This is a genomic window from Bradyrhizobium sp. USDA 4461, assembly GCF_054055655.1.
Genome location: NZ_JBSRXM010000001.1, coordinates 8,090,895 through 8,108,718, shown reverse-complemented (window position 1 = coordinate 8,108,718; position 17,824 = coordinate 8,090,895). Strand labels below are relative to the sequence as shown.

The 17,824-nt window shown below is 64.8% G+C and carries 15 protein-coding genes; 8 read left to right on the top strand and 7 right to left on the bottom strand.

Going from position 1 to position 17,824, the window contains the following annotated elements:
* Window positions 1-230: 230 nt before the first annotated feature.
* Window positions 231-692, bottom strand: a complete 462-nt coding sequence (locus ACVINW_RS37960) for an Lrp/AsnC family transcriptional regulator (RefSeq protein ID WP_029078130.1) — start codon at window positions 690-692, stop codon at window positions 231-233.
* A 130-nt stretch (window positions 693-822) separates the two neighbouring features.
* Here ACVINW_RS37960 and ACVINW_RS37955 point away from each other — a divergent pair, with 130 nt between their 5' ends.
* Both ACVINW_RS37955 and ACVINW_RS37950 read left to right on the top strand, forming a co-directional pair.
* The gene (locus ACVINW_RS37955) at window positions 823-3,189 is read left to right on the top strand and encodes a transketolase (protein ID WP_456756027.1); all 2,367 of its coding nucleotides are present in this window, start codon (window positions 823-825) and stop codon (window positions 3,187-3,189) included.
* A gap of 214 nt (window positions 3,190-3,403) precedes the next feature.
* Complete coding sequence (locus tag ACVINW_RS37950) at window positions 3,404-4,837, top strand: aldehyde dehydrogenase family protein (RefSeq protein ID WP_456756026.1); 1,434 nt, start codon at window positions 3,404-3,406, stop codon at window positions 4,835-4,837.
* A 119-nt stretch (window positions 4,838-4,956) separates the two neighbouring features.
* Here the strand turns inward: ACVINW_RS37950 and ACVINW_RS37945 are convergent, their stop codons facing one another.
* A complete protein-coding gene (locus ACVINW_RS37945; protein WP_456756025.1) occupies window positions 4,957-5,919 on the bottom strand; it encodes an SMP-30/gluconolactonase/LRE family protein in 963 nt (320 codons plus the stop codon).
* Window positions 5,920-6,032: 113 nt separating this feature from the next.
* Here ACVINW_RS37945 and ACVINW_RS37940 point away from each other — a divergent pair, with 113 nt between their 5' ends.
* Window positions 6,033-6,854, top strand: a complete 822-nt coding sequence (locus ACVINW_RS37940; RefSeq protein ID WP_456756024.1) for an NAD-dependent epimerase/dehydratase family protein — start codon at window positions 6,033-6,035, stop codon at window positions 6,852-6,854.
* Here ACVINW_RS37940 and ACVINW_RS37935 read toward each other — a convergent pair whose 3' ends face one another.
* A complete protein-coding gene (locus ACVINW_RS37935; protein ID WP_456756023.1) occupies window positions 6,855-7,427 on the bottom strand; it encodes an invasion associated locus B family protein in 573 nt (190 codons plus the stop codon). It abuts the gene before it with no gap.
* Window positions 7,428-7,461: 34 nt separating this feature from the next.
* A complete protein-coding gene (locus ACVINW_RS37930; RefSeq protein WP_456756022.1) occupies window positions 7,462-8,154 on the bottom strand; it encodes a GntR family transcriptional regulator in 693 nt (230 codons plus the stop codon).
* 172 nt (window positions 8,155-8,326) lie between these two features.
* On the opposite strand from ACVINW_RS37930, the gene ACVINW_RS37925 reads away from it, so the two are divergent.
* The 4 genes from ACVINW_RS37925 (at window position 8,327) to ACVINW_RS37910 (ending at window position 13,281) form a co-directional block, all read left to right on the top strand.
* A complete protein-coding gene (locus ACVINW_RS37925) occupies window positions 8,327-10,030 on the top strand; it encodes an IlvD/Edd family dehydratase (RefSeq protein ID WP_456756021.1) in 1,704 nt (567 codons plus the stop codon).
* A gap of 172 nt (window positions 10,031-10,202) precedes the next feature.
* Entirely contained in the window at window positions 10,203-11,195 is a 993-nt protein-coding gene (locus ACVINW_RS37920) for a TRAP transporter substrate-binding protein (protein ID WP_456756020.1), read from the top strand.
* A 164-nt stretch (window positions 11,196-11,359) separates the two neighbouring features.
* Window positions 11,360-11,944, top strand: coding sequence for a TRAP transporter small permease (locus ACVINW_RS37915; protein WP_456756019.1), 585 nt, complete (start codon window positions 11,360-11,362; stop codon window positions 11,942-11,944).
* The gene (locus ACVINW_RS37910) at window positions 11,941-13,281 is read left to right on the top strand and encodes a TRAP transporter large permease (protein ID WP_456756018.1); all 1,341 of its coding nucleotides are present in this window, start codon (window positions 11,941-11,943) and stop codon (window positions 13,279-13,281) included. The genes ACVINW_RS37915 and ACVINW_RS37910 overlap by 4 nt, the downstream gene beginning before the upstream one ends.
* Window positions 13,282-13,478: 197 nt before the next feature.
* Here the strand turns inward: ACVINW_RS37910 and ACVINW_RS37905 are convergent, their stop codons facing one another.
* The gene (locus ACVINW_RS37905) at window positions 13,479-14,270 is read right to left on the bottom strand and encodes an enoyl-CoA hydratase/isomerase family protein (protein ID WP_456756017.1); all 792 of its coding nucleotides are present in this window, start codon (window positions 14,268-14,270) and stop codon (window positions 13,479-13,481) included.
* 248 nt (window positions 14,271-14,518) lie between these two features.
* On the opposite strand from ACVINW_RS37905, the gene ACVINW_RS37900 reads away from it, so the two are divergent.
* The gene (locus tag ACVINW_RS37900; RefSeq protein ID WP_456756016.1) at window positions 14,519-15,736 is read left to right on the top strand and encodes an NAD(P)/FAD-dependent oxidoreductase; all 1,218 of its coding nucleotides are present in this window, start codon (window positions 14,519-14,521) and stop codon (window positions 15,734-15,736) included.
* A gap of 97 nt (window positions 15,737-15,833) precedes the next feature.
* Here the strand turns inward: ACVINW_RS37900 and rbsK are convergent, their stop codons facing one another.
* Both rbsK and ACVINW_RS37890 read right to left on the bottom strand, forming a co-directional pair.
* Window positions 15,834-16,742, bottom strand: a complete 909-nt coding sequence (gene rbsK, locus ACVINW_RS37895) for a ribokinase (RefSeq protein ID WP_456756015.1) — start codon at window positions 16,740-16,742, stop codon at window positions 15,834-15,836.
* Between the two features lie 23 nt (window positions 16,743-16,765).
* Window positions 16,766-17,659, bottom strand: a complete 894-nt coding sequence (locus ACVINW_RS37890; protein WP_456756014.1) for a sugar kinase — start codon at window positions 17,657-17,659, stop codon at window positions 16,766-16,768.
* Window positions 17,660-17,824: the final 165 nt, after the last annotated feature.

The following is a 17,824-nucleotide window of genomic DNA, read 5'->3' as shown; positions in this document are numbered from 1 at the left end:
ATCGAGAGAGGGCGGAACGACAAGCAAAGCTCGGACAGATCATGTCGCGAGAACGCGCAGTTGCATCCTTATCCTCACCTGTCATCGCCCGGCTCGATGTCCAGTCCAAACAATGCGCGGTTTTATGACACCGATGTTGGATATCTTGAATCGAGAACCATCCTCATCGTCGTCCTGGCCTGCCAGGACGACGCCGTGGTGTCGGCACCGTTCGCGAGATCAACCAACACTCACACCGGCAACGCCGTCGAATACTTCACCTGGCTGAGCGCAAAGCTCGACTCGATCGAGGCGATGCCATCGAGGCGGGTCAGCTTGTTCTTCAGGAATGCTTCATAGGAGGAGAGGTCGGCAGCGACGACGCGCAGCAGGTAATCGCGGTTGCCGGTCATCAGATAGCATTCGAGCACCTCGTCCCATTTCGAGATCGCGCGGGCGAAGCGGTTGAGATCCTCCTCCTTCTGCCGCGCCAGCTTGATCGAGATGAAGACCGAGACGTGCAGCCCGATCGATTTCTGGTCGACGGTCGCGATGTAGCGCGAGATCACGCCGCGCTGCTCGAGCAGCTTGACCCGGCGGTGACATGGCGACACCGACAGCCCGACCTTGTCGGCGAGCTCCTGCATGGTCATGCGGCTGTCGGTCTGGAGCAGACTCAGGATCTTGCGGTCGATGGCGTCGAGGGCAGGCATTGGGATGAACTCGGTTGTTGCGGCAGGATCGTGGAAATTTATCCCAATTTTTTCTGTGCTGTCGCGTGGAATTGAGATTTTCGGAGGCGCAGCCGGCAGTAACATCGGGAATATCGCTCGGAGCTCTGCCATGGGAATTGCGCCTGAACGCCTCGACATGCTCAAAGCCCTGGCCCGCAAGGTGCTGTGGCTGTCGTCGTGGACCATCCATCACGCCAACCATGTCAGGCCAAATGCCGATGGGCTGAAGGTCGGCGGCCACCAGGCCTCGTCGGCCTCGCTCGCCAACATCATGTCGGCGCTGTACTTCTCGGTGCTGCGGCCGCAGGACCGCGTCGCGGTGAAGCCGCATGCGAGCCCGGTGTTTCACGCCATCCAGTATCTGTTCGGTCACCAGACCCGCGACAAGCTGGAGAATTTCCGCGGCTACAAGGGCGCGCAGTCCTATCCCTCACGCACCAAGGACGCCGACGACGTCGACTTCTCCACCGGCTCGGTCGGCCTCGGCGTGGCGCAGACGCTGTTCGCCTCGCTGGTGCAGGACTACGTCAAGGCGCATGGCTGGATGAACGACCGGCCCGAGGGCCGCATGATCGCGCTGGTCGGCGATGCCGAGATGGACGAGGGCAACATCTTCGAGGCGCTGCTGGAGGGCTGGAAGCACGGCCTGCGCAACACCTGGTGGGTGGTCGACTACAACAGGCAGTCGCTCGACGCCGTGGTGCGCGAGGGCCTGTGGGCCAAGTTCGAGACCATGTTCCGCAATTTCGGCTGGGACGTGGTGATCGTGAAATACGGCAAGCTGATGCTGGAAGCGTTTGCCGAGCCCGGCGGCGAGGCATTGCGGCGCTGGATCGACAATTGCCCGAACCAGATGTACGCGGCGCTCTGCTTCCAGGGCGGCGCTGCGTTCCGCAAGCATCTGCGCGACGATATCGGCGACCAGGGCGACGTCTCGGCGCTGATCGATCGCCGCAGCGACGACGAGTTGCTGGCGCTGATGTCGAACCTCGGCGGCCACGACATGGCGAGCATGATCGAGGCGTTCGAGGCTGTCGATCACGACCGTCCGGTCTGCTTCATCGCCTACACCATCAAGGGCGTCGGGCTGCCGATGCAGGGCCACAAGGACAACCACGCCGGCCTGATGACGGTGGCGCAGATGGAGAAGTGGCGCGCCGCGCAGAACATCCGCCCCGGTCACGAGTGGGACAAGTTCGAGGGCCTGTCGCAGCAGCCCGCGAAGCTCGAGGCTTTCCTGGCCGAAGCGCCGTTTAACCGCGAGGGACGCCGCCGGCTCTCGGCGCCGGAAATCGCGGTGCCGGAGCGGCTGGCGTTCAAGGCCTCCGCGCAGATGTCGACGCAGCAGGGCTTTGGTCTCGTGCTGCATGAACTCGCGCGCGGCGAGAGCGAGCTTGCCTCGCGCATCGTCACCGTGTCGCCCGACGTCACCGTGTCGACCAATCTCGGTGCCTGGGTCAATCGCCGCGGCCTGTTCGCCAAGGCGGAGAACCACGATCTGTTCCGGCAGGAGAAGATCCCGTCGGCCTACACCTGGGAATATTCGCCGAAGGGCCAGCACCTCGAGCTCGGCATCGCCGAGATGAATCTGTTCATCATGCTCTCGGCGCTCGGCCTGTCGCAGCAGATCAACGGCGCGCGGCTGCTGCCGGTCGGCACGCTGTATGATCCCTTCATCGAGCGCGGCCTCGATGCGCTGAACTATGCCTGCTACCAGGATGCCCGCTTCATGGTGGCGGCGACGCCGTCGGGCATCTCGCTGGCGCCGGAAGGCGGCGCGCACCAGTCGATCAAGACGCCGCTGATCGGCATGGGGCAGGACGGACTCGCCTCGTTCGATCCGGCCTTCGTCGATGAACTTGCCGTGATCATGGGCTGGGGCTTTGGCCACATGCAGCGCGAGGGCGCCGAGGGTGGTTCGGTTTACTTGCGGCTGTCGACCCGGACGCTGGAACAGCCGCAACGGATCATGACGCCGGAGCTGCAGCGCGACATCACCGATGGCGCCTATTGGATGCGCAAGCCCGGCCCGAACTGCGACGTCGTGATCGCCTATACCGGCACCGTCGCGCCGGAGGCGATCGAGGCGGTCGGCCTGATCGGCGAGAGCCACCGCGATGTCGGTCTCCTGGCGGTCACCTCGGCCGATCGGCTCTATGCCGGTTGGTCCGCGGCGCGGAATTTGCGCCGCGACCGCCGTGGCGCGCAGCATTTGAGTCATATCGAGCGCATGCTGGCGCCGCTCGGCCGCGACTGCGGCATTGTGACCGTAATCGACGGCCATCCGGCGTCGCTCGGCTGGCTCGGCAGCGTGCGCGGCCACCGCCTCGAGGCGCTCGGCGTCGAGCATTTCGGCCAGACCGGCACCATCGGCGACCTCTACCGCCACTACGGCATCGACGCCAATGCCATCATCGACGCGGCGGAGAGCGTCTCGGCCGGCGCCCCGGTGCGGCATCGCAAGATGGCGGTGTAGCCGCATCGTGGTCCCGGCCCCGTGCGCAATTGCGCACAAGGCCGGGACGACGGATGTAATCTTGCCACCGGCGCGGCAGCGACATTATATGCCGTTCGCGTGCACGAGCCGCGCCCCGCATATGGCGGGTTCAATTCGCCCTGCTTTCGTGCAAGGATGCCTGCCGAACGCTTTCCGTTCCCCTTATCCATACGCCCCCTACAAGAGGTTTCCGATGGTCAATCGCATGCAATTCTACATCGACGGCGCCTGGGTCGATCCCGTCGTCAAGGGCAAGTCCACCCCGGTCGTCAATCCGGCGACTGAAGAGGCGATGTATGAAGTTGCGCTCGGCTCCAAGGCCGATGTCGACAAGGCAGTCGCCGCCGCCAAGCGCGCCTTCGAGACCTATTCCCAGACCAGCCGCGAGGAACGCATCGCGCTGCTCACCAAGATCGTTGAGGTCTACAAAGGCCGCATGAAGGAGATCGGCGCCGCGGTTTCCGACGAGATGGGCGCGCCGCTGCCGATGGCCGAGAAGCTGCAGGCCGGCGCCGGCCTCGGCCACCTCATGAACACCCTCGAAGTGCTCAAGAAGTACGAGTTCGAGGAGACCATGGGCACCGCCGTGATCGTGCGCGAGCCGGTCGGCGTGGTCGGCATGATCACCCCCTGGAACTGGCCGCTCAATCAGATCGCCTGCAAGGTCGCGCCCGCGCTCGCCGCCGGCTGCACCATGATCCTGAAGCCGTCGGAGTTCACCCCGACCTCGGCGCTGATCTTCGCGGAAATCCTCCATGAAGCCGGCGTGCCGAAGGGCGTGTTCAACCTGCTCAACGGCCTCGGCCCGGAGGTGGGTGCCGCGATGAGCGAGCACCCGGACATCGACATGATCTCGTTCACCGGCTCGACCCGCGCCGGCGTCGATGTCGCCAAGCGCGCGGCGCCGACCGTCAAGCGCGTCAGCCAGGAGCTCGGCGGCAAGTCGCCGAACGTGATCCTCGAGGGCGCCGATCTCGCCAAGGCGGTGACCGGCGGCGTGATGCACATGTTCAACAACTCGGGCCAGTCCTGCAACGCGCCGTCGCGCATGATCGTGCCGCTTTCCAAGATGAAGGAAGTGGCCGCGATCGCGAAGGGCGTCGCCGACAAGACCAAGGCCGGCGATCCGCGTGCCGACGGCACCACGATCGGCCCGGTGGTCAACCGCGGCCAGTGGGACAAGATCCAGGCGCTGATCCAGAAGGGCATCGACGAGGGCGCAACGCTCGTCGCCGGTGGTCCGGGCCTGCCCGAGGGCGTCAACAAGGGCTTCTATGTCCGTCCGACCATCTTCGCCGACGTCACCAACGACATGACGATCGCCCGCGAGGAGATCTTCGGACCGGTGCTGACGATCCTCGGCGCCAAGGACGAGGCTGAGGCGGTGAAGATCGCCAACGACACGCCCTATGGTCTCGCCGGTTACGTCTCCGCCGACACCGTGGAAACCGCGCGCCGCGTCGGCCGCCAGATCCGCGCCGGCAACGTCAACCTGCAGGGCGTGCCGAACGAGCGCACCGCGCCGTTCGGTGGCTACAAGCAGTCCGGCAACGGCCGCGAGTGGGGCCGTTACGGTCTGGAAGAATATCTCGAGGCCAAGGCGGTCGCCGGCTACAACGCCGCGTAAGCCGGAGCTGCGAGAGACGCGATTTTGGCGCCGGGGCGGATCACCGCTCCGGCGTCAGGCGTTTTGGGATAGCTGCATCTTCAACGTCGTCCCGGCCTTCGCCGGGACGACGTTGAAGTCTAACCGCCGGGCGCGCCCTGGGTGTTGACGTAGAGCGCGTAGATCGACTGGCTCGCCGCCATGAACAGGCGGTTGCGCTTGACGCCGCCGAAGCAGAGGTTGGCGCAGCGCTCCGGCAGCGCGATGCGGCCGATCATGACGCCGTCGGGCGCGAACACGACGACGCCATCGAGCTCGGGATCGCCCATGCCCCAGCCGCACCACAGATTGCCGTCGATGTCGCAGCGCATGCCGTCCGGCGTGCCGGGACCGGCATCGATGAACACGCGCTTGTTGGAGATCGTCGTGCCGTCGGCGGCGACGTCATAGGCGAGGATCTTGCGGTTCGGCTCGCCGCGGGATTCCACGACGTAAAGGATCTTCTCGTCCGGCGAGAAGCACAGCCCGTTCGGGCCGAGCACGCCCTCGGCGACGATGCTGGCCTTTCCCGTCTCGGGATCGAGCCGGTAGACGTTCGGCGCGATCTCCGGATCGGCCTTGTAGCCCTCGTAGTTGCCGAGCAGGCCGAAGATCGGATCGGTGAACCAGATCGAACCGTCGGACTTCACCACGACGTCGTTCGGCGAGTTCAACCGCTTGCCGCCGAAGCTATCGATCAGCACGGTAATCGATCCGTCATATTCGGTGCGGACCACGCGGCGGCCGCCATGCTCGCAGGTGATCAGCCGGCCCTGGCGGTCGCGGGTGTTGCCGTTGGCGAAGTTCGACGGCTTGCGGAAGATGCTGACCGCGCCGGTCTCTTCCTCCCATTTCAGGATGCGCTGGTTCGGGATGTCGCTGCACAGGAGATAGCGGCCATCGCCGAACCACACCGGGCCTTCGGCCCAGCGCAGGCCGGTGGCGATCCGCTCGACGGCGGAGAGTTTCAGCCAGTATTTCTCGAAGCGCGGATCGAGCGCGTGGATCGCGGGATCGGGATAGCAGGTCGCGGGACGCCAGCCGGCGGAATGAACATCGGACATTTGCTGTTCTCGTTGTTGTGTTTCGATGGTGTTTCCTTGAGCGCATGGTTTGCTATCATTGTCGGCCTGCGACCGCAATTCGATCGCAGCAATCAGGACAGACGAGGGACGGCATGCCACGCATATTGATGACCGGCGCATCGGGTGGAATCGGAACAAGCCTGCGCAAGATGCTGCCGTCGATCTATCCGGATCTCCTGCTGAGCGACATCAAGCCGCCCTCCGATCTCGGCGCACACGAAAAATTCAAGGCCGCCGATCTCGCCGATCTGGCGCAGGTCGAGGCGGTCTGCGAGGGCGTCGACGGCATCCTGCATTTCGGCGGCTATTCGGTGGAGGGCTCGTGGGACGCGATCCTGCAAGCCAACATCATCGGCGGCTACAATCTGTTCGAGGCGGCGCGCAAGCAGGGCGTCAAGCGCGTGATCTTCGCCTCGTCCAATCACGCCGTCGGGTTCTATCCGCGGCATCATCGCATCGGCACCGACGTCACCGCGCGGCCGGACAGCCGTTACGGCGTCAGCAAGGTGTTCGGCGAAGGCATCGGCGCGCTCTATGCCGACAAGCACGGCATCAAGGTGACCTGCATCCGGATCGGCAATTTCGGCGAGGCGCCGCTCGATCACCGCAGACTGTCGATCTGGCTCAAGCCGGAAGATCTGGTGCAGCTCTGCCGCATCGGGCTCGAGCATCCCGATATCCATTTCGAGGTGCTGTACGGCGCCTCCTACAATGAGCGCTCATGGTGGGACAATCACCGCGCCTATGATCTCGGCTATCGTCCGACCGGGCGGGCTGAGGATTTTCGCGAACACGCAATGGCCGAGCAGGCCAAGCTGCCGCCGGATCCGGTCGGCGACTACTACCAGGGCGGCGCGTTCTGCAGCATGGAGTTCGACGGCGACCGGACGAGGGTGATCGACTGGAAGACGTGATCAATCCTCGCATTGCGGCAGCTGCTTGACCGCCTCGGTGTGCTCGCGCTGCGGCTCAGTCGCGCTTTTCCCGGACGTCGCCTTGGGTGCGCTTCCGGGCCCGTCATAGACTTGCGAAAAGTGGTTGAGCGGGAAGCTGAGGCTGATTGTCTGCCCGGTCAGGTTCTTGGCTTCCACCGCGATCGCCTGCGCGTGCTTGAGCCGTTCGATCAGTTCGCCATTGGCCTCCAGCGTGCCGCCGCAGCCGAGCGTGTAGCAGTGCGTCCTTGCGATCTGCATCGGCTCGTCCTGGTCGATCCGCAGGCTGATCGTGCCCTCCAGCATGGTCCGCGTGCCGACATTGGCGGTGAGCAGCGCGCGTGTGCTGCTCTGCGGCGAGATGCTGATGGTGCCGCCCGACGGCGCGCACTTGCCGCGCGCGGCGGCCGCGACGAAGCAACTGGCCTCGGTGAGGCAGGTCTTGCTCCATGGCTCATAGGTCAGCTCGGTGGCGCGCGGATCGGCCGCCTCGGCAATGCCGCCAAGCGCAAGCTGCGCCGCGAACGATCCCACCAACAAAGCCACATGACGCATCGCCGTCTCCTTTACGAGGAGGCCGCGTATCGCGCTATTGCGGCTTTTTGTCGTTGGAGATGCGGACGAGATAATCCGCCTTGCTGTACTGCATGTGATCGACGCAGAGCTGTGCCAGCGCCCAGCTGTCGCGGCCTTTCAAGAGCTCGATCATCAACTCATGCTGGCGGCGCGACAGTGCGAGGCCTTCGCTGTCGGCGAGGTTCTTGGCGCGCATCGGCAGCGTCAGGTTCATGTAGTCCTGCAACGAGCGGACCAGATACGGATTGCCGCAGGCCGAGAACAGCGCGAGATGGAACGCGTCGTTGGTCTCGTGGATGCCGCGCATGTCCTGCGCGTCGGCCCTGAGGCAGTACTGCCGTTGCAGCTCGCTCAACCGGTCGATCAGGCCGTCGGGCGCGGGCAGGGCGATCATCAGCGCGGCCTGGCGCGTCAGCATCTCGCGCACCTCGTAGATCTGCCGTACTTCCTCGGCCGAATAGAACCGCACCGTGGCGCCGACATTCTTTTCGCGCAGCACGATGCCCTGGCGCTCGAGCTGGAACAGGGCCTGACGGACGAAATGTCGGCTCGCGCCGTAGCGCTGCATCAGCGTATCCTCGACCAGCCGCAGGCCGGGCGCGAAGCGGCCGAAGATGATGTCCTCCTCCAGCCGGCGGATCACCTCCGCCTGTTCCTCCTCGCGCGAGGGGGCCTGGAGTTCGGACAAGGTGGGTTCGGCTTTCATATGCGCTCGGCTTCGGATCGGTGCCGGAGGTCAGCATGGCGCTCCGGTTATTGTCAATAATGCGGGCGATTTTGCCGCAGACCAGCCGTGCTCTGTCGCCGGATTATCTCATATTGACAATAATTCCCGCCGCTCCTTAAGTGCGGCCGGATAACCATGGGACGAGAAGAAAATGGCCGACGGACTTCGCAAGGGACTGACCAGCTATGGTGACGCCGGCTTCTCGCTGTTCCTGCGCAAGGCCTTCATCAAGGCGATGGGCTATTCCGACGATGCGCTCAATTGCCCGATCGTCGGCATCACCAACACCTACAGCGACTACAATCCCTGCCACGGCAACGTGCCGCAGATCATCGAAGCGGTGAAGCGCGGCGTCATGCTGTCGGGCGCGATGCCGTTCGTATTCCCGACCATCTCGATCGCCGAGAGCTTTGCGCATCCGACCTCGATGTATCTGCGCAATCTGATGGCCATGGATACCGAGGAGATGATCCGCGCCCAGCCGATGGATGCGGTGATCGTGATCGGCGGTTGCGACAAGACCCTGCCGGCGCAGATCATGGCGGCGATCAGCGCCGATCTGCCGACGGTGGTGATTCCGGTCGGCCCGATGGTGGTCGGTCATCACAAGGGCGAGGTGCTCGGCGCCTGCACCGATTGCCGCCGGCTGTGGGGCAAGTATCGCGCCGGCGAGATCGACGACAACGAGATCGAGGCGGTGAACGGACGTCTTGCGCCTTCCGTAGGCACCTGCATGGTGATGGGCACGGCGTCCACCATGGCCTGCATCACCGAGGCGCTCGGCTTGTCGCTGCCGATGAGCGCAACGATCCCGGCACCGCATGCCGAACGCTTCCGCTCCGCCGAAGCGAGCGGCCGCGTCGCCGCCGAGATGGCGAAGACCAAGGGACCGAAGCCGAGCGAGATCCTGACGCCGGCGTCATTCCGCAACGCCCAGGTCGTGATGCAGGCGATCGGCGGCTCGACCAACGGGCTGATCCACCTCACTGCCATCGCCAATCGCTCGCCGCACAAGATCGACCTCGCGGCATTCGACAGGCTCGGCCGCGAAGTGCCCGTGCTGGTCGACCTCAAGCCGTCGGGCGAGCACTACATGGAGCACTTCCATCATGCCGGAGGTGTGCCGAAGCTGATGGCGCAGCTTGGCGACCTCATCGACCTCGATGCCAAGACCATCACCGGCCAGACCTTGCGCGAGGTCGTCGCCAACGCGGAGGACGTGCCGGGACAGGACGCGATCCGTTCCAAGGCGAACCCGATCAAATCAGAAGGCGCGATGGCGATCCTGCACGGCAATCTCGCGCCGCGCGGTGCCGTGATCAAGCAATCGGCGGCGAGCGAGAGGCTGCTGCAGCACACCGGCCGCGCCGTGGTGTTCGAGTCGGTCGAGGACATGACGCTGCGGGTCGACGATCCCGCGCTCGACGTGACCGCCGACGACGTGCTGGTGCTGCGCAACGCCGGGCCGAAGGGCGCGCCGGGCATGCCCGAAGCGGGATATCTGCCGATCCCAAAGAAGCTCGCGCGCGCTGGCGTCAAGGACATGGTCCGCATCTCCGATGCGCGGATGAGCGGCACCGCGTTCGGCACCATCGTGTTGCATATCACGCCGGAGTCCGCCGTCGGCGGTCCGCTCGGCCTGGTGAAGAACGGCGACATGATCCGGCTCGATGTCGCCAAGCGCAGCATCGATCTCCTGGTCGACGAGGCCGAGTTGCAGAAGCGCCGCGCCGCGCTCGCCCCGGCCGGCACGCCGGACTGGGCCAAGCGCGGCTATGCGCATCTCTTCAACGAGACCATCCTGCAGGCCGACGAGGGCTGCGATTTCGACTTCATGCGCGCCAAGGGAAAGTAACGGGGAAGTAACAGGCAAGTTCGGCGTGCCGGCCGAATTGTCGATAATTTCTGCGATGCGGCGCGCATTGGCGCCGACGACGAGCTGATTGCCTCTGTTTTATTGACAATCCCGCGCCACAGGTGGGATGATCCTGTCAATCAAAAACAGGGGGAACGTCGCGATGGGCTATATGGCCAAAATCGTCGGGATCGTCATGGCCGCAGCGGCGCTGCTGCTGCCCGCGCGTGCCGGCGCGCAGGAGGTCAAGCATTTCCGCTTCGCCTACGACCAGCCACGCAACACCGGCTATTCGGTCGCCGGCGATCTGTTCGCCGACAAGCTCAAGGAGTTGAGCAAGGGCACGTTGATCGTCGATCAATATCCCGGCGCGCAGCTTGGCCAGGAGCCGCAGCTGCTGCAGCTCGTCAAGTCGGGCGACATCGAGTTCGCGATCATCTCCTCCGCCAACACCGCGACGATCTCGCCGCAGGCCGGCGTGATGTCGCTGCATTTCCTGTTTCGCAACGACGCCCATGTGACCAAGGCGCTGGCCGACCCACAGGTGTTCGACGCGATCAGGACCATGATCGACGAAACTACGCAGGGCCTGCACGTGATCGGCACCGGCTCGCAGGGCGTGCGCCACATCTACAGCAAGCGGGAAATCCACAACGTCGGCGACCTCAAGGGATTGAAGGTCCGGGTGCAGGCGACCGCGACCGAGGACACCATGTTTCCGGCCTACGGCGCGCAGACCGTGCATATGCCGTTCGGCAGCGTCTACACCTCGCTGCAAACCGGCGTGGTCGACGCCGCCGAGAACAGCATCAACGTCTATCTCGTCAACAAGCACTATGAGGTGGCGCCGGTGCTCTCGATCACCGAGCACGAGGCCAACAATGCGCTGCTGTTCGTCTCCGACAAGCTCTGGCAGAGCCTCTCCGCCGAGCAGAAGCAGTGGGTGCAGGCGGCCGCCAACGAGGTCAGCGCCAAGGAGCCGCAGAAGGCGTTCGAGCTGGAGCGCAGCGCGCTGACCAAGCTGAAATCATTCGGCGTCAAGGTGGTCGAGGACGTCGACAAGAAGAGTTTTACCGCGATCGCCGATCCCTATCTCGACAAGCTCGCCAAGAATCTCGGTCCGCATGCGGAGAAGATCAAGAATTTGATCCGCGCGATCAATTAGCTCCTCCATGCGTCGTGCCGGAGAAGGCCGGGACCCATACGCCGCGGCCTATCGGTTGAAGCACTGGCCGCCGTTTTTATCAAAACAACACGCGCCGGGTGTTACGGGTCCCGGCCCCCCGTGCGCAATTGCGCACTAGGCCGGGACGACGAGGAATTCCGAGCATGGCCATCGCCGACAAACTGGTGCTGCAACGGCAGCGGCATCTGAAATGGCGGGCGCTCGACCGGCTCGAGCTGGTCCTGATGATGCTGTGCGGCCTGTTGTGCTTCGGCTTCTCGCTCTCGGTGACTGCCGACATCGTGACCCGGACCATCGGCCATCCCTGGCTATGGCTGCAGGAGGTGACCTCGACGCTGTTCATCTACGCGATCTTCATCGGTGCCGCGGTCGCGACGCGGCGCAACGATCATCTCTATCTCACCGCGATTTCGGAGGCGATGCATGGCAGGTCGCGGACATTCGTCGAGATTGTCATTCGTCTGGTCGTGCTGGGCGTCGCCTTCTGCCTGGTCTGGTATGGCTACCAGAACTACCTGCGCGGCTTCGGCAGCTTCCGCCTGCCGTCGGGCACGCCGATCGCCTCGCTCTATGCGGTGATCCCGCTGTCCGGCATCCTGATCGGGCTGTTCACGATCGAGCAGCTCGTCAACGGCATTCGCAACGGCTTTGATCATCCGGAGCCGCCGGATGACGACCTTGCGATCCCGGCGATCAATACCGGCGCAGCGACGGGAGCGCAGCCGTGAGCGCACCGGTCGTGCTTGTGCTGATGTCGTTCTGCTTCCTGTTCTTCGGCTATCTCGGCGTGCCGGTGCCGTTCTCGCTGATGGCCGGCGTGTTCATAGGCGCGATGCTGTCCGACGTGTCGCTGGCCGCGATCATCCAGAAGATCTTCGACGGTGTCGATTCCGAAGCTCTGCTTGCGATTCCGTTCTTCCTCCTGGTCGGCGAGCTGATGAGCTCGGCAAACGTCGTGGTCCGCATCGCCAACCTCTCGGTTTCGCTGGTCGGGCATATCAGGGGCGGGCTGTCGCAGGTCGTCGTTGTGTTCAGCATGTTCTTTTCGGAAATGTCGGGCTCGACCACCGCCGACGTCGCCGTCATGAGCCGGGCGCTCGGCGGCCCGATGCGGCGTGAGGGTTACGAGCCGGCCTTCATCGCCGCGATCATCGCCTCGGCCTCGACCATCGCGGCGCTGGTGCCGCCGAGCATCACGGCCGTGGTCTATGGCGCGGTCGGTAATGTCTCGATCGCCGGCCTGTTCATGGCCGGCGTCGTCCCCGGCCTGATGATCGGCTTCGGGCTGATGATCTATTGCTACTTCTTCGGCCCCTCAGGCCTGCGCAAGCCGCGCGCGCCGCTGCGCCAGATCGCCTTCGCCGCCGGCGACGCCACACTGCCGCTGATGATCCCGGTGATCCTGCTCGGCGGCATCCTGACCGGTTGGTTCACGCCGACCGAGGCCGGCGTGGTCGCGGTGGCCTACATCATCATCGTGGTGATCCCGGCGCTGAACCGCGGGCACCTGAAGAAGATCCCGTACGACTTCTGCCTCGCCGGCCTGATCTTCTCGCTGCCGCTGATCACGATCGGCGCGGCGAACGCGTTCGGCTGGATGCTCGCCTATCTGCGCGGCGCGATCTACATCGCCGACTGGATCACCTCGATCGCCGGCAACGATCCGCATCTCATCATGCTCTTGATGGTGCTGCTGTTCACCGTGGTCGGCGACTTCATCGAGCCGGTGCCGACCATCATCATCTTCATGCCGCTGGTCAATGCGCTGACCCAGGCCGGCGACATCAACGGCGTCCACATGGGCGTGGTGCTGATCGCGACGCTGGCCTTCGGCCTGATCACGCCGCCCTACGGGCTGGTGCTGCTGATGGCCTCGAAATTCGTCGGCATCAGCTTTGCGAAGGCACTGCGGGCCGCGCTGCCGATCTACGTCGTGTTCCTGGTCACGATCTGCTTCACGATCTATTTCCCGAAGGTGGTGCTGTGGCTGCCCAAGCAGGTGATCCCGGAATCCGTCGGCTGCTTCAAGGCCCCCGGCGGCACCGGTTACATCTGCCCGAACTAGCCCTACCGGGGAGGACCTTCATGGGGAGGAGCTCGCATCGCTCCATCCACGTCATTGCGAGCGAAGCGAAGCAATCCATCGCTCCGCAAGCGGAGAAATGGATTGCTTCGTCGCTATCGCTCCTCGCAATGACGGCAGTGCGAGGTGGCACCGGATGACAGGCAACAGCGGCTGTCACGCAGTCGTACCTATTGTTGCTACTTCGACTTGCTGGTGAACTTCTTCACCGCGATGCGGAAATCGTCGGTATGCATGGTCGTGATGATCTTGTGCTCCTCGGCATCGAGCTGCTGTTTGGTCGGCGTGGTGACAGCCTGATAGACCAGTGATTTGGTTGCCGCGATCGCGGCGGGCGGATTCTTGGCCAGGCGCTCGGCGAGCTGCCGGGTGGCGGCCTTCAGCTCGGTCGCCGGCACGGTCTTGACCACCAGCCCCCATTCATAGGCCTGCTGCGCGGTGAAGCCGTCTTCCGCGAGGAAAATTTGCAGCGCGCGGCGGGTACCGACAGTGCCGACGATGCCGACCGTGCTGCCGCCGTCCGGCGACACGCCGATCTTGGCGTAGGCGGGCGTGAAGCGGGCGTCGTCCGCGGCGATGCACAGGTCGGTGACGAAGGCGAGGCCCATGCCGGCGCCGGCCGCCGAACCATGCACGCTGGACAGCACGATCTTCGGCATCCGTCGGACCGTCTCGATGAAGGCGTGGTAGTGATGCAGCATCTCGCCGACCACGGGCGTGACATTGTTGGCCTCAGTCGCGGCGCCAATGGTTTGCAGATCGCCGCCGGCACAGAAGGCGCGGCCTTCGCCCTCGATGACCAGCACGCGGACGTCCTTGTTGGCCTCGACCTCGGCGCTCAGTTGCTCGAGCTTTTTGGCGATCGTCAGGTCGATCGCATTGAAAGCGGCTGGCCGGTTCAGCGTGATGGTGGCGATGGCGCAGTCGATGCGGAGCAGAGCGGGGTCGTTGGCGGAGGCGGGTGCTGGCATTTTGAAGACCTTGGGCTTGTCATTTCCGGACATTTAAGGCCTTGCCGGGAGCTGTGGCAATCCGGCCCGGCGCCGCGGCGGACCCAGAATCGCCGGGGACCCCCTTGCATCGACGCGGTCCATGAGGCCAAATAGCCCGCGCCTTCGGTACGCAGACACGAGCGCTGTGGGGACGGGGCGAGCAAGCTAACATCGACAAGAGGAAACGGCATGGGTCACTCCTGCTCGCGCGTATTTGGGTTGTTCCGATGACAGGCTCGGTCATCATCATCGGCGCCGGACATGCCGGCTTCCAGCTCGCGGCCTCGCTGCGCCAGGCTGGCTTCACCGAGCGCATCGCCTTGCTCAACGACGAAGGTCATTTGCCGTATCAGCGGCCGCCGCTGTCGAAGGCCTATCTGAAGGGCACCGGCGGGCCCGAGACCCTGATGTTCCGGCCCGAGAAATTCTACCACGACAACAAGATCGAGCTGATCACCGATCGTGCCCACGCCATCGATCGCAACGCCCGGAAGGTCGCGCTCGCCTCCGGCACCTCGCTCGACTACGGCCATCTGGTATTTGCGACCGGCGCGCGGAACCGGCTGCTCGATATTCCCAACGCCAGGCTCGACGCCGTTCGCTATTTGCGCATTCTTGACGAGAGCCAGGCGCTGCGCGATTTGATCGCGCCCGGCATGCGCGTCGTGGTGATCGGCGCCGGCTTCATCGGGCTCGAATTCGCGGCCACCGCGCGGGCCAAGGGGCTCGAGGTCGACGTGGTCGAGCTGGCGTCGCGCGTGATGGCGCGGGCGGTGACTGCGGAGATTTCCGAGTTCTCGCAGTCGCGCCACGCCGCGGCCGGCATCCGGATTCATCTCGGCGTTCAGGTTACCGCGATCGAGGCCGATGGTACCAAGGTCACCGGCGTCAGCCTGAGCAACGGCACGCATATCCCCGCCGATCTCGTCGTGGTCGGCGTCGGCGTGCTGCCGAATGTCGAGCTCGCAGCAGAAGCCGGTCTGCCGGTCGCATCCGGGATCATCGTCGACGAGCATCTTCTGACCGCCGATCCGAACGTGTCGGCGATCGGCGATTGCGCGCTCTACACCAGCAAGCGCTTCGGCGGATCGCTGCGGCTGGAGTCGGTGCAGAACGCCACCGACCATGCGCGCTGCGTGGCGGCGCGGCTGACCGGCAAGACCGAGGTCTATGACGGCCTGCCGTGGTTCTGGAGCGATCAGGGCCCCGACAAGCTGCAGATGGCGGGCCTCACCACCGGCTACGACCGCGTCGTGGTGCGCGGCGACCGCGCGCAGGGCGCGTTCTCGGCGTTCTGCTATCGCGGCGACCAGCTGCTCGGCATCGAGTCGGTCAATCGCGCCGGCGATCACATGTTCGGCCGCCGGCTGCTCGGCGCCGGCGGCTCGATCACGCCGGAGCAGGCGGCGGATGCGAGCTTCGATTTGAAGAGTGCGCTGAGCTGAGTGCGCAGGGTGGGCAAAGCGATAGCGTGCCCACCATCACGAGCAGCCCGCTCGATGGTGGGCACGGCGCAAACGCGCCTTTGCCCACCCTCCGTTTCTACGCATCGAGAGCGGCTTTGACCTCCGCCGCCGTCGGCATCGACGGCGCGGCGCCCATCCGTTGCACGCAAATCGAGGCGGCGGCGTTGGCGTAGCCCAGCGCGTCGCCGAGCGGCTTGCCGATGGCGAGCTGCGAGGCGAGGGCGCCGACGAAGCAGTCGCCGGCGCCGGTGGTGTCGACGGCCTTGACCTCGCGTCCCGGCACCAGCAGCGGCTGGCCCTCGACCAGCGCCAGCACGCCGCGCTTGCCGAGCGTGACGCAGACTGTCTTGCCTTGCCCCAACTGTCGGGCCGCCTCCGAGATGCGCTCCGGCGTGTCGCTGTCTCGCAGCTCCGTTCCGGTGAGGGCGCCGAGCTCGGTCTCGTTGAGAACAAGGATGTCGACCAGATCGAGCAGCGTCTCGTCGGCCTGCTTTGCCGGTGCCGGATTAAGGATCGTGGTGGCGCCGGCGGCGCGGGCACGGCGGAAGAACGCGGTGATCGCCGGCAGCGGAATCTCGAACTGGCTGACCGCGACGTCGCCCTTCATCAGGGCGGGCACCGCGACATCACGAGCGTCGACAAGCCCATTGGCGCCCGGCACGACCACGATCGTATTGTCGGCATTGGCAATGGTGATGATCGCCGTGCCGGAATGCGCACCAGCCGTGGTCTTGACGAGGCTGAGATCGACGCCTTCTGCGACGAGGAACGCTCTCAGCTCCTTGCCGAACGCATCGCTGCCGAGCCTGCCGATGAGTGTGGTCGCTACGCCGAGTTTTGCCGATGCTACGGCCTGGTTGGCGCCCTTGCCGCCGGGAAAATAGAGCACGGCCTCGCCGGCCACTGTTTCGCCGACCCGCGGATGGCGCTCGGCGGTCGCCACGACGTCCATATTGATGCTGCCGGCGACGAAAACGTGCCGCATGGCCCTAGCCTCGATCCGCCCGGTCAGGCCTCGGCACGAAACTCCTGCTTGACGGCCGCGATATCGGCGAGCGTCGGCAGGCCGGCCTCATTGCCGAGCTTCTGGATCTTGTAGGTCGACGCCGCGCGCGCGAACTTGAAATGCTCATGCCAGCCTTTGCTCGGATTCGAGAGGTAAGAGTAGATGTAGGCGCCGTGGAAGACGTCGCCCGCGCCGTTGGTGTCGATCACGCGCTCGCGCGGGATCGGAAACGCCGGCAGGGTGCGCACCACGCCCGCCTCGTCATACCAGAGCAGGCCGCGCTCGCCCATGGTGATACCGCCGACCTTGCAGCCGCGGCTCTTGAGATAGTCGAGCATCTGCTCCGGCGTCTTGTCCATCTGCTCGCACAGCCGCTCGGCGACGATCGCGATGTCGATGTAGGCGAGCAGCTCGTGGGTGTTGGTGCGCAGGCCGCCGCCGTCCAGCGAGGTCAGGATGCCGTCCTCGCGGCAGAGCTTTGCGTAGTGGATCGCGGCGTCCGGCTGGTGGCCGTCGATGTGCAGCGCCCGGCAGCCCTTGATGTTCAAGAGCGGAAAGGGATGGATGTGCTGGTCGTCGCGGCAGCGGACGATGGCGCGCTTGCCGTCATGGGGCATGATGAAGGACAGCGAGGAGGAGTTGACCTTGCGGGGATGGAACGAGATACCGTAGCGGTCGGCCATGTCCCAGAACATCCGTCCCAGCCAGTCATTGGCCATGGTGGCGATCAGGTCCGGCTGGATGCCGAGCTTGGCGCAGCAGAACGCCGCGGTCACGGCGTTGCCGCCGAACGATACCGCATAGGCGTCGGCGACGTGCTTCTCGTCGCCAACCGGCATGTGATCGGTGATGAAGGTGACGTCGATATAGGTCTGTCCGATGAAGAGAGCCTGCATTCGTTGTCCGTCGTCGCTTGGTGTGGTCCCGGCCGGCAACCAGACTAGAGCATTTTCGGTTCTGATTGAAATCAGAACCGAAGCACTCGAATCGCTGAAAATATTCGCAACCCTGCTTGGTTTACAGGTAGAGATGATGGATTCCCCGAGCGGGCCGTGGTTCCG